Annotated in this window: 5 protein-coding genes; 2 read left to right on the top strand and 3 right to left on the bottom strand. The window is 42.3% G+C overall.

The features are described 5' to 3' along the window. Positions 1 to 56 precede the first annotated feature (56 nt). Entirely contained in the window at positions 57 to 7,247 is a 7,191-nt protein-coding gene (locus EAH55_RS26230; protein WP_121812262.1) for an FG-GAP-like repeat-containing protein, read from the top strand. Further along, positions 7,244 to 7,942, top strand: a complete 699-nt coding sequence (locus EAH55_RS26225) for a fibronectin type III domain-containing protein (protein ID WP_121812261.1) — start codon at positions 7,244 to 7,246, stop codon at positions 7,940 to 7,942. The genes EAH55_RS26230 and EAH55_RS26225 overlap by 4 nt, the downstream gene beginning before the upstream one ends. A gap of 139 nt (positions 7,943 to 8,081) precedes the next feature. Here EAH55_RS26225 and EAH55_RS26220 read toward each other — a convergent pair whose 3' ends face one another. The 3 genes from EAH55_RS26220 to EAH55_RS26210 are packed head-to-tail and all read right to left on the bottom strand — an operon-like array spanning position 8,082 to position 13,991. After that, positions 8,082 to 9,770 (bottom strand): glycoside hydrolase family 26 protein, encoded by a 1,689-nt coding sequence (locus EAH55_RS26220; RefSeq protein WP_121812260.1) that lies wholly within the window; start codon positions 9,768 to 9,770, stop codon positions 8,082 to 8,084. Positions 9,771 to 9,777: 7 nt separating this feature from the next. After that, on the bottom strand, positions 9,778 to 12,675 hold the full coding sequence (locus EAH55_RS26215; RefSeq protein ID WP_121812259.1) for a glycosyltransferase family 2 protein: 2,898 nt from the start codon (positions 12,673 to 12,675) through the stop codon (positions 9,778 to 9,780). Beyond that, positions 12,672 to 13,991 (bottom strand): glycoside hydrolase family 2 TIM barrel-domain containing protein, encoded by a 1,320-nt coding sequence (locus EAH55_RS26210; RefSeq protein WP_121812258.1) that lies wholly within the window; start codon positions 13,989 to 13,991, stop codon positions 12,672 to 12,674. Before EAH55_RS26210 ends, EAH55_RS26215 begins: the two co-directional genes overlap by 4 nt. Positions 13,992 to 14,238 lie beyond the last annotated feature (247 nt).

The raw sequence follows: 14,238 nt of genomic DNA, 5'->3' as shown, positions 1-14,238 counted from the left end.
TATGCCTGTTATTCACGGTAATTATATTTCATTTATCGTGGACCTAAACCTGCACAATGAAAAAAACTTTACTATTTTACAATATATTACTGCTCTTTACAGTAAATGCATTCGCACAATCGCCCTATGTTAGTACAGTTAGCCCCGGAACTGGCCCGGTTGGTACAACAGTAACGTTAAGCGGGAATTATTTCAACACAAATCCAACCAATAATATAGTTTTTTTTGGCGGTGTAAAAGCAAGCGTAATAAATGCAACAGCAACATCTTTAACCGTAAAGGTACCGGTAGGAGCTACTTATAAACCTATTTCGGTGTTAAATAAGGGTAATGGCTTAACAGGTTATTCCACAGCTCCTTTCCTGGTCACTTCAGATAGTAAAAGCGCGTTAGGCGCGGCCGATATTGACCCCAAGGTTGATCTGCAAACTGGTTACCTGCCTAAAAATATTTGTCTGAGTGATATCGACGGCGATGGCAAGCTCGACATGGCTGTTTTAAATACATCCGATATCAATTATAGCGTTTCAATCTACCGTAGCGTTGCCGTTAAGGGGACTATAATCAGTTCATCATTCGCAGGCAAAGTTGATATTCCAACCGGTACCGCACCAGTGGGCCTTGCATTGCAGGATATGGACGGAGATGGTAAGCCCGATTTAATAGTGGCGAACAAAGCAGATAATAATGTTACGGTTTATCGTAATAATAGCGTAAGCGGAACTATTAACTCCGCATCATTTAGTCAAAAGGTGAATTTTGCAACGGGCACGGCCCCATTAAGTATGGCTATTGGCGATATTGACGGCGATGGACGACCAGACATTGTTACCGCTAACGGAGGTGTCATATCTATACTGCGTAACGTTACGGCTCAAGGTAGTATCACAAGCAATTCTTTTGCGGCAAAGTTTGACATAGCCGTAGCTTTAAACAACGTTATACTTGCCGACTTTGATATCGACGGGAAGCTGGATATAGCAGGTCTTAACTATTCTGGAGCTATCTCCATATTGCGCAACCAGCAACAAATGGCCGGGGTGCTTGATAAAAATACATTTGCCGGCAGTGTGGATTTTCCGTCTGGCTGGGGTACAGGAGCAATTGCAGCAGTCGACTTAAATAATGATTATAAGCCAGAACTTGTTACCGTTGATACTTATGATAATGGGATATCGATATTAACCAATGCAACCAATGGCAGCGGTATTAACAGCACCGCGTTTCTGCCAAAAATTAGTTTTAAAACTGGCAAGCAACCTGCAGCTGTAGCTTTTGATGATCTTGATGGTGATGGGCGTTTAGATATAGTTGTACCAGAATATGGTGATAACGGCATTTCTATTCTTAAAAGCAGTATTGCTAATGGGAATATTACCGCCACATCATTTACTGATAAGTTAGATGTCCCAATTGCCCAGTTTACAGGTAATGTTGCATTGGGTGATATTGATGGAGATGGCCGCCCGGATATTGTGGCTACCAACGATATTAACAAGGTTTCAATTTTACGTAACAATCCTACTAACCCTCCGATAATTACTTCCATATCTCCGCTAAGTGGGCCGGTAGGAGCAGAAGTCACCATTGTGGGAGCCAATTTTAATAAAAATGCGGTAGCCAATAATGTGGTTTACTTTGGCGGCGTAAAGGCCATCATAAAATCGGCTACCGACAAACAAATCATTGTTACAGTGCCTGCCGGAGCAACCTATAAGCCCATTACGGTATTAAACAAAGAAACCGTGCGTTCCGCAACTTCATCTTTGGCATTTGATATTACTTACGCCGGTAATCCTGGTATTAAAGCTGTAGATTTTGAAATGGCGCCCGTTACGTATGGCGGTAACAGGTACATGAATGTCGACCTTGCAGATTTGGATGGTGATGGCGCCCTTGATCTGGTATCGGCCTCGTTTCAGGGAAAGATATTATCTATAGCGCGCAGCAAAGGCCTTTTGCAAGGTCACACATCTGATCAATATAATAATGCACAAGAGTTTGATATGGGCAGCATTGTTGATAAGTTTCAAATTGGTGATTTGGATGGCGATGGTAAACCCGATATAATAGTCGTATGTTCCGCAATTCAAAAGGCATATGTGTTACGAAATATTTCAACAATAGGAAACATAGCCTTTGAGCCGGCTATCACTTTAGCCCTCGATCAATATTATTATTACCAGGCCAGTGTGATGCTGGCCGATATTGACGGCGATGGCAAGCTGGATATAGTATCAGATACTTTCCTGGGCAGTGGTCTTAATTTTTATCGTAATACATCAACCGCCGAGCATCTTTCATTTACAAACACCAACGTTTATTTTGATGTTTATGGGGGGCGTGACCTGCACTTTGGCGATATAGACGGCGATGGTAAGCCCGATCTGGTTTATACCAATTCATCTGACCTCAGTTATTTAAGCGGCCTGTTCATTGCAAGAAATATTTCTGCGAATGGAAAAACTGCTTTTAGTGCTGGAGTAAAGGTTTCTGACTTTTATACAGGATTGATTAAACTGGCCGATTTTAACGGCGATAACAAACTGGATATTGTCATGTCCGGGCAATGGGTATTTCAAAATTTATCAGTCAAAGGAGTTATTGACGATAAGTCAATTGCATCCCCGCGCTTTTTGAATACCGGCCCGTATAGTGATGCATACAGCCCATTTAATATAGCCGATATCGACGGCGATGGCAAACCTGACGTAGTGGTTTCAAATCCGCTTAATAATAACCACACCATTATTGCTATTTATCGCAACAAAAGTACAATTGCTGATATTGCATTTGATCCTTCTATAGATGTTGATATTGCCGCTGAACCTGGTAACCTGGTTATTGCCGATATTAATGGCGATGGTTTCCCGGATATATTACCGGCGCTTAGCTCGGGGATACAACCTGTATATTACAACCCGCAGGTACCGGTTAGCCCGCCTAAAATCACCTCGATTAGTCCGTTAAAAGGGCAGGCCGGTACACAGGTAACTATTACGGGCAGCGGTTTTAATACACAATCATCAGGTAACACGGTTGTAATAGGCCGGATAAGTCAGGTTGTAACTACGGCATCAGCTACCAGTTTAACTGTTCCTCTACCTGTGAGTAGCGTTTATGATAAAATTACTGTTACCAATAATTATAATAACAGGGTGAGTAATTCATGGGAGCCATTTGTTACCACATTCAATTCAAAAAATAGTATCTCGGCAACAGACTTTAGCGATCCCGCCTATATCCACACCAATTCCAGAGATGATAACATTATACTGGCAGATATAGATGGCGACAGCAAACTGGACATTGTAAGTCTTATCGACTCCAATTTTTACCACGGCGCAATGTCGGTTTATCGTAATATCGCCGTAAAGGGTAAAGCCCTTAGCGTGGCATCATTTGCATCCAAAGTAGATTTTTATCCACCGGATGTGATTGCTGTAACAGATATTGACGGTGATGGTAAACCGGATATTTTAAGCAGGGGCGGTGGCAGCTATCCATACGGCTACAGTTTTGGTATTTATCCCAACACTTCTACGCCGGGTAACTTATCATTTGGGCCTGGCGTTTTTAATGGAACTGGTGGATATACACTGGCTGCCGCTGCAGCAGATATTGACGGCGACGGCCTGGTTGATGTTATATCTGTTGGCGGGCACGATGATAGCGCGGTTAAAATATCCGCTAATATTTCGCGCAAGCAACAACCCTTTAAGTTCAATACCGAAATAAGCTATAAAATAAACTCCCCATCGGTAAGCCTGGTGGTTAGTGACCTGGATGGTGATGGTAAGCCTGATATTATAACAGGAAATGATAACGGTAGCATTTCGGTTTTAAGAAACAAGGCTATTGCCAGTCAAATCAATACTACCTCCTTCGATACGGAAATTAATATAGGTATAGGCAAAACCTTGCCTGTTATACCTGTAGTTGGCGATATTGACGGCGACGGTAAGCCGGATATTGTTGCAGTTAGCACTGTTGATTTTACTTTTTGTGTATTACGCAATACCTCAATTGCTGGGAAAATTAGTTTTGCACCCAAGGTTGAATTTCATACCACACAACTGTTCCGGTTAATGTTAACCGACTTAGATGGTGATGGTAAGCTTGATATTGTTACATCGCAGATGAGTGATTTTACCAAGCCCACCGGCTTAGGTATTTTCAGGAATGTAAGTACGGCAGGTAGCTTTACCGATAGTTCGCTGTTGCCCGAGGTGGAGATAATAACCGGGGCTATTTCACATATAGCCGCCGGCGACCTGGATGGTGACAGCAAACCCGACCTGGTTATTAACTCACCTTTTGGAGGGTTGGCTTTATTTCAAAATAATCCGCACGTAGCGGGAAAGCCTGTAATCAGTGCCTTTGGGCCGGTACAAGCTGCTAAGGGCACTATGGTAACCATTAAGGGCATCGATTTTACGGGAACAACCGGTGTTAATTTTGGCGGCACCGCGGCAACATCTTTTACCGTAGCATCACCTGGCGTAATTACTGCTATGGTTGGCGACGGAGGTAGTGGCGCCGTTTCGGTTACTACACCATTGGGTACCGGGCAACTGGCTGGTTTTACCTACGGCCCGCCTAAGGGCACAGGCGCGGTTATAACACCCCTGGCCGATGTGGTTAACTTAACACTTGATAATAAAGGCACTAAAAATATCACCCTGGCAGATATTGCTACGGTGACTTCTGCAAGCGCCAACGCTACTATAACCCTATCTCCATCAAGCTTTAGCTGCGCCACAGCTGGTAGTCAAATTGTAGCTGTAAAGGTGGATGATGCAGGGGCAGCATTTAACCCGGGCGCGGTGAAGTTTGACCGCCCAACATCTATAGCTTTTGACGCTACGGGCAATATGTATGTTACCGATTACAATAATTACAGGCTGAGAAAGATCAGCACCAACGGAGTAGTTAGTACTATAGCAGGCAACGGCAATAATCAAAATAAGGATGGCAATGGTATAGCTGCTGGAATTTCTTACCCTTCGGCTGTAGTAACGGATCCGTTTAACAATTTGTATGTTGGCGGGAATGGGATCCGAAAAATAGATGCCCGGCTTAATGTATCCCCAATGGCAGGCGGACGAGCTCCCAGCGGTGATACTTATCCAGGTTCGGGGCAAGGCTCCGTTTTTGGTGTGTCCGGCATGGCCATTTCGCCCGATGGTACTTTGTATGTTGCAGATGCTGGAGGCGGAACCATTGTTAAGGTTACCCAAACAGGGGTTGCAACTTTATTTGCAGGCGTTTATGGGTCCGGGAAACAGGATGGGCCAGGTAGGCTGGCATCATTTAGTCTTCCCAAAGATGTAACTGTTGCCGCTGATGGGATGTTATATGTTGCGGATGCTAATAACGCCTCTATTCGTAAAATCACACCCGACGCTGTGGTGTCAACCCTAACATTAAAGGGAGCCGACTCCTATATCTATCCAACAGCTATAGCAGCCGGCCCGGCAAACTCATTATATATTTTGAACGGCAATTCGGTGGCGCAAATAGCTGCTGATGGTACCGTTAAAATTATAGCTGGAAGTAAAGAAGCTGCGGGCGCCTATATAGATGGCGCTGGCAATGTAGCCAGGTTTAATAATCCTACAGATATAGCTCTTGACTCCAAAGGTAACATATACGTTGCCGATGGTAATAACAACTGCATCCGCAAAATAGATGCAACAGGGAAGGTAAGCACATTTGCTGGCGGCGTAAAAGGTTATCTCGACGGCAGCATCGGTTCGGCACCGTCATCGGTAACCGCCCAGGTAAAAGTTAAGGTAGTGGGGGCACTTGTTATTAATACCACTTTTGCCGATAAACTTTTGCCGCTGGGCGCCGATGGTAAAGCAACTCTCCCGGATTACACCAACAACGTTTCTGTTTCTGGTACTTGCGGAGTGGCTCAGGTTAAAATTACGCAACTGCCGGTAGCTGGAACTAAAATTAACGCTACAGACAAAGTCACCGTTACCATTACCGCCGCCGATGATGCCGGTGCTAACATTTCAAAATCATTCACCGTCACTGCCGATGTCAATAAGGCAATTGTATTTAATGCGATAGGAGAGGTGGTTTATGGCGCGGCAGATTTTGCTCCTGATGTGGTACCGCCTACGGCCAGTACTATAACATTAAGCAGCAGTAACCCCTCTGTAGCCATTATTAATAATAATAAAATACACATAACCGGCGCGGGTACAGCTGTGATCACAGCAACCGCATCAGGCTCGTATCCTGGCCAGGCAACAAAACAACTGGTGGTAAAAACAGCACCGCTAAGTATTGCGGCTGATAATAAAACCCGTTATGTGGGCCAGTCCAATCCTGTTTTTACGTTTACTTATGCCGGTTTTGTAAATGGCGATACCGAGGCCAGTATTGCCGTAAAGCCTGTGGCCACAACAAGCGCCACTGCATCTTCCGCTGCTGGCACATACCCAATTACCCTAAGCGGCGCGGTAGCTGCCAATTATAATATAACCTATTTACCTGGCACATTAACAATTTCCAATAACCTGCCGACCGACAATTTTACAATAGCTGTAACGGGAGCTACATGTAAGGGATCGAAAAATGGCAGTATTAATATTACAGCTGCACAGAGCCTTAATTACATCGCTACTCTTACAGGCAACACCAACTTTAACCTGCAGTTTACAAATAATGGAGTGATAAATGATCTAAGTGCCGGTACCTATAATCTTTGTATAGCTATTGCCGGGCAAAGTGGTTACAGTCAATGCTACACGCTGATAGTTACCGAACCTAAAGATCTTTCGCTGTATACCGTAGTGAGCCCTGATAAAAAAACGGTGCAATTATCTATGAGTGGTGCTACCGAATATCATATCCGTTTAAATGGCGCCTTGTACACCACCACGGATAGCCTGATAAATCTGCCACTTATGACTGGTAAAAATAACCTGAGCATTAATAGCAACACCTATTGCCAGGGCGTTATAGAGAAGGTTATTAATATAGCCGAAAGTATATTGATATATCCCAATGCCTTCGAGAACTCGCTTTACATTAATTTAACTAATCAGAATCCATCCTCTGTTCAGGCCGAAATCTATTCGGCTATGGGTATGCAGGTATACAATGGCAAATTTAAAGGCCCGCTAAATCCGCTCAAACTTGATGTGTCACGCATTACTATGGCCGGTATTTACACCCTTAAGTTAACGGTTGATAACAATCAATATACGTTTAAAATAATGAAGAAATGAGGATAAGCGCTTTTCTATTGCTCCTGCTCATTATATGCTCTGGTTGTGGAAAAAGTCACAACGATAATATAATTACTCAGCCCGATCCGGAAAAACCGGTATTGTTATTCCCGGCCGAGAACGCCGCATGCACGCCAAGCAGCGTTTTGTCGGCCACGCAAAGTTCTGTTCAATTATCCTGGGCAACGGCAAAAAACGCTGATAGTTACGATGTAAGCCTTAAAAATCTGATATCAGGCGAGGTAATCATAAAAAATGTAAATGACTCTAAACTGCTTTTGTCATTAACCCGCAGTACACCTTACTCTTGGGCGGTAACAGCCAAATCGACAAAAAGCACAGCGACGGCACAAAGCGAAACCTGGAAATTTTATAACCCAGGGCCCGGTGCGACTTACTACGTACCGTTTCCTGCCGACGCGGTTGCACCTGCAAACGGTGAAAGCTTGTCTGCTGTAGCAGGCAAAATAGATTTAAAATGGAAGGGCGGCGACGCGGATAATGATATTATTGGTTACGAGGTTTATCTGGGCACTACGGCTACCGGCATGACGATTTTGGAAAGCAATGTAACAAACATGTTTTTAACCGGCGTTAGCGTAACGCCCGGAACTAAATATTATTGGAAGGTAGTTACGAAAGACGCACGGGGCAACGAGTCAAATTCTGCCACGTTTAATTTTAGCGTAAATTGAAGCTTGTGAGTGAAAATTAACAAACACCAGATTAAAATCCTCCTTATTTACTAATTTCAACAGAATCTCCGATTTCGAGTTTACCAGCATTTGCAGGTAATTTGCAAAAGGTGTAGCATAGAGGTAGATTCTGTTTGCCCTACTTTTTAAGAAGGTTGCAAAATTTAATCATGGATTTTTGGCTGATGCTCCAATCCGGAGCTTTAATATTGCCCCAGGCTTTAGGATTGTCATAAAGATTAAAATAGCAAACGCCAAATACGTGTGGATTGGTATTTATTGTTTTTGCTGCATCAATTAGCCATTTGTCCTGGAAGCTTTCTGGCCCTTTTACACCAAATTCGGTTATGAATAGTGGTTTGTCAAGAAATCTCATCCTGAAATATTTTCTGTTGAATATGGTACTAAAGGCTTCCTGTTTCTCCGGGTCGGTAATGTTTTTGTCCGGCAAACCATAAATGGCTATACTGATAAAATCCACAACATCGCTGCCTGGCCAAAAATCAGCAGAACCGCGATCACCGGCAGGGCCCCATACCTTTTTTACATTTTTACCTGGCCCGCCATTAAACTGCATAAAATATCTAAAGGCGTTGATATAAGTAACCGGTTCCTGGCTTTGCCACGCGTAACGGTGTATGGGAATTTCCATTTCGTGCATCCATCGCAGGTAAACTGTGTTGTCGGTTGCAGAAATTATGGCAAATAGTTTTTTGATCTGTTCGTTATAGCGCCCTTTCAATATGCTCTCCAAAACAGCGGTGTCAGGTTTACCGGTTATATCCCGCCATGGCTCCATGGTTACAATTACCTCGTGGTGGCGATTAATAGCCTCTGTAAATTTTTTCTCAAAATCACCCCGTTCCAGTTCGCCCCAATCGGTAAAAATGTGCTCTACGTTAATCTCTGGTTGGTTAACAAGTCGTTTGTTAGGGTCAAACACACCGATCTTTAATGAAGTTCGATTGGGTTTTGCTTTAATGCTGTCTGTATAATTGTTTTTACTATAAATGGTATTGTTGTAAGTCGTAACTAAATTCTTTTGTTCATTTAGCCAACTGTACTGAAAATCTGTTTTGCCCTTATCACTACCCATGATCAATACTGGTTTGCTAATAAACCTCAGGCGATGCAGCTTGTGCTTTAACATGGCAACAGTTGTTTGGTCCTGCGGATAAAAGTGAGTGGTGAGCTCAGACCAGCTGCCAAGTGTTATGCTTGCATAATCAACTGTTTTATTTCCCGGCCAATATTCAGTATCACCGGGATATCCTGACGGCCCCCAAACGATTTGTACATTGGGAGCATTGGCTTTTATCTTTCTTGAAAAATAGTTGAATGAACTAATATAGTCATTAGGAGATTTAAATTGCCAGGGATAAACACCTGCAGGTACTTCCATATCGGGGTTCCAGCGAATAAATACTTGATGGCTGCTCTTGGCTACTATGGCGGCCAATTTATTGAACTGCTTATCAAATCGCCCTTTAAGCACTTCCGTTAAAACATTGTTTTTATAGTCAGAGCCTTTAAGCCAGGTTTCTAAAGTGATTAATACGTCTCCCTTATTTAACGCTGTTTCTAAATCTCCATAGTTTGACCATAACGCCGTGTTTGTTAATACGCCTCTGTAACATGAAATAGTTTTAACAGGTTGGGACTTGTTTAAGTTGGTTGGATCAAATACAGCTAATACCTGTTCATTGGTGGGGTAGTAACTATTCACCAAATAACTCTTAAAAGAAAAACGCATGTTTAGTAGCAAGATACCTGCCAATAATATACCCAGGCCTACTGCTATATAAACTTTAGAGGATGTTTTTTTCACTTAACAATTAATTTTGAAGAGGTGTATTTAAAGTGGTATAGTCGTCGGTCATGTTATCGCCTTTGGCAGCAACGAGATATATTCTGTACCTGTCGTCGTTTTGCGGAATTGTAACATTTATACTTGGTCCGTCACCCAACTTTTTCATGTCGGTGGCATTGCCCCAGTTGTCTGTTTTGATCAGATACCATTCAAATTTCAAGTCGTTTTTTAAATAGCCTGCTATATTCCATTTGTTGTATGCATAAATCAGGGCGTTGTAAGACAACGAGGCACCAGGAGTTGTTGTTAAGGCTGGTTTTAGTATTTTAACATGAGGCAAGTTGTAGCTGGCCACGGTGCCATTCCAGCGTTTGCTTATGTTATTCAAATAGGGTTTATTTCGGCCCCATATATCTTTTAAACCATCAAGTGTAATAGCTACGCCACTTTGCTGATCCTGCCAGTTGGCATAAAAAGCCCCACCGGAAGGTTCTTTGCCTGCAAGGGCCATAGGGTTGGCGCTGCTGAAGAAAAAAGGAGCCTTAAGATCTGGTTTAATAAATTTTAATGAATGCTTGTTATTAATGATCAATCCAAATGCCTCAATTTGAGGCATCTGCTCATGTAATAAACTCATAGTCGTGCCAAGTGATGAGGACGACAGCAGGTCAACTGTTAATGGCCTGCTTGGGTCTGCCTGTTTGATTGCCTTTACCAGGGGCTTTAAAAAACTGATATAGTGCAGTTGGGCCTGCTGTAATTGTGCCCCTTTATAATATTGAGCCAGTTGCTGGTAACTGTTGTTGCCAAGATTCCAGGCACTAATTTGAGGGTTTGATTTATTCTTATTTATGATGTTAAGAATAACAGCAGTTTGATCCTTTAAATAGCTGGTGTCATTCAGAAAGTTTGGCGGGTCCGGCATCCAGAAACTATAATGTATTTTTAAGTTCTTTTTATCCGCAGCCTCAAAAATGGAGCGATCATAGATATTGGGCCCGTATATTTTTATGGTATTTACTCCTGCTTTGCTCATATCATCAAAGTCGTCCATGATGATCTTTTTTGTGAGCGGAGTTATGTTTTTATACCAGTAGTTCCCTTTTGAGTAGATCACACCTTTAATAGATGTAAAAAACGAAGGGTTTGCCAATAATTGTTCCTGATCTTTTACCTCGTCTTCGACACCGGTTAATGTATCGGTTAAAGAATCTTTTTGAGTGGTATGAAAAGATGCTAAAGCAGGGCCTTTGACCGCGCTGCCCGAATCCTCATCCGAATTCCGGGAGGCGTATATACTTAAACATACTGCTAACACTGTAAGAATAAGGCTCAGTTTTCTTACACCACCATATATTCTTCTTCGCAGTAACCAAAAATGCTTTTTAACATGCTGTACTTGCGAAACCATGCTAAATAAGGTAGCATGCTTACCCACGTAGCCCTGAAACTTTAGTTCCGAACTTGCTATCAGCATAAAAATCATGAACATGCAGTTCAGGCTGACAATACCTGCCATGAAAAGCGTAAACGGACTCCAGTCGTCGTGAAGGCCGTAAGCGATAGCGGCAATGGAAACTACCAATACCACGATATTAGGAAGATTGTACCTTAAGTTTTTTTCATCCTTAATATCCTTGGGGGTCGCAATATAAGGAACATCCTTTCTGATGAGGGTGTAGATAAAACCTAAAATGAATACCCACCATGTGCCAATAAGCAATAATCCTCCAACTACGTGAAATCCCCGCTCATTGTCTTCCATTACCCACTGCTGCACAAAATGCCGGATCAGGATAACCGCGGTTATAAAAGGGATGCTAATAACCAAAAACTCCGAAAAATCCATTCTTAATGGAAATACATCCATAAAAAGGGATATGACAGGAATCAGGAAATTAATAAGAAATACAAAACCCGATAAGTAAAACAAAGGTAAAAGACCATAGTGGAGCTTTTGTCGCCAGGTGAATTTTTTAAATAGCTGAACATAAGAAGTAACCAGGAGCTCAAAAACGCCCCTCGACCATTTCAATTGCTGCTTATAATAGGCAGATAATGTAGCCGGAACAAGGCCTCTCGTCAATACTGCCGGTACATAAATGGATTTCCACTTGCGTGCGTGCAGTTGCATTGCAGTATGCATATCTTCTGCCAGCCCGGCGGCGTGGCCGCCAATCGACTCCAACGCCGTTCGCCTGAAAGTACAATTGGCACCTATGGCCTGAACGGTTCCATAGCTGTTCATGCACATCATCATTGGGCCGTAAAACTGGTAGGTTTGTTGTGCCGCACCTTTCGCTATCCATCCGATGCCCTGATTGTAGTAAGCCTGTACAATTTGCACATACCCAATTTCAGGGTTGTCAAAATGTGCAACTATCGGATCGAGAAAATCGGGTGTAGGCACGTGATCCGGGTCAAGGACAACACATAGTTCTCCGGACGATTGAGCCAATGCATTGTTGATATTACCGGCTTTTGCATTTATCTTTTTAGTTCGGGTAATATGGTGAACTCCCAGTTCCTGGCACACTGATCTTAAATACGGATCATCGGCCTCATCACACAGGTATGCCTGATGCGGATAATGTATAGCCTGAATAGCAGTAAGCGTTTCAACAATCATTTCATAAGGCTCACCTGCGCAAAAAGTAGTAAATATATCTACCGTATATCGTTTTGTTAATGGTGGGGTGGAGGGAACGCTTATTGACCAGTAATGATACCACTCATATAATATTTTGAAAAACGTATATATAAAGGTCGACATTAGCAGCCAGTAAAGGGGCTGATAGCCAATAACCGATTTTTTGAACAGGCTGTATGTGAAAAAAAGCATGCAGAACACGCCGATGAGAATCATCAATCTCAAATAAAGCAGCTGTAGTTTGCTTGGCGGTTTAATTAAATTGTTCTTCATGGATTTTTTAATACATAAAAAGGTGTACTGGAAGTAGCGAAAGCTCCCTTTTGATTATATACATAAACCAATATGCGATAAGGCCCTTCTTTATCGGGGACCTTAAAGCTTAAATTGGATCCATGCTGATTGACGATTAAATTCTGAATTTCCTTTGGCTTCTTTTCATTAAAAGTACCATTGGGTTTAAACCAGTCCTCGTGAAATATTTTCCATTTAAATGTTAAGCCGGTTGTATCTGCGTTTTCAAAATATACTTTGCTGTTAACGGTTATAGCAGGTTGAAACAAGATATTGTCTCTGGCGCCCTTTCCATCTAACAACATATATTTAAGTGAAGGGGCGCTGTTTGTTGTTTTTTTGCCGGTCCAGATGTAACGCATAACCTGAACGGCCCCGGTTTCGGCGCCGTTTTCGTCAAACATACTGAACCATGTAGGGGTTAGTTCCTGTTTTTGTCCCCAATAAAATACCATTGAGCCCAAAAAACCCGGATCATTTACCGGCATGTATTTTTGGTAATTAGTAAGGTATTGTTCTGCTTTTTTTGTACTTGTGTTTTCAATGTAAGCGCCCCATGCATTTCGATTTTCTGCGAGCCAGGGCCCTTCAATGCCCCATTCTGTAATTAAGAACGGTCCGCTCCAAAACCACTTGAATTTTACAAGATCTTCTTTCAATGTTTGAATAGAGCCGAAAATGTTGAATGAAATAAAGTCGATTTTTGTGCGCAGCTTGATGTTAACGATGTTTTTCTTTTGAAAACTCATGATTGTTGTCGTCACCGGATGATTAGGGTCCTTTTGGTGAATCATATCGACGATACCATTGAACGTTGCGTAAAATTTGTTGTATTTCGGCTTGTTAGGAAATGCAAGTTCGTTACCGAGGCACCAGCTTAATAACGCAGGGTGATCTTTGAAGCGCTCAATTAAACCGGCAATTTTATCTGCATAAACATTGGCATTAGGGGTATTATAAAAATTTTCAAGGCTTTCGCTTGAAGGCATTGGCAAACCCACTACTACTGCTAAATGATTGGCTTGAGCCGAATCCAGGACACTGGCTAAGTGTAATGTGTCCCAAACCCTGATGGTATTGCCCCCCGCCGCTGCCAATTGTTTCAGGTTTGTAAAACCCGAGGCCCCTTTTACGAAAAACGGTTCTCCATTACGGTATAATTGATACTTACCATTTATATTTTGAATGCAAACCGTAACTTTTTTAGCATTAACCTGTGGCGATTGATAACATGATGAGAGTAAAAAACAAAATATGGAAAGGAGAAGGATTTGCGTAAAGAATGTAGATTTCATAAATGATAATTCGGCAGCACTTGAAAACGGATAAAAGTTCCGTGTTTGTCTATTTAAACCGCATAATGCGGATTCCCGGGCTGCATTAGTTTTTTCATATTTAAATCCAGGTAAAATTTCATTGTATCCTGTATACGCTGAATATTGACAATAGTTGGATTATAGAATAGAGAACCGGGATATTTTTAGCCAGTTACGTTCAAAAATATAAAAAAATACACTTTAAGCTTGCATTTTACCTGGCCAT

The organism is Mucilaginibacter kameinonensis, assembly GCF_003675385.1.
Classification (GTDB): domain Bacteria; phylum Bacteroidota; class Bacteroidia; order Sphingobacteriales; family Sphingobacteriaceae; genus Mucilaginibacter; species Mucilaginibacter kameinonensis.
Note: the sequence above shows the minus strand (reverse complement) of the source record. Positions and strands in the feature narration are given on the sequence as shown.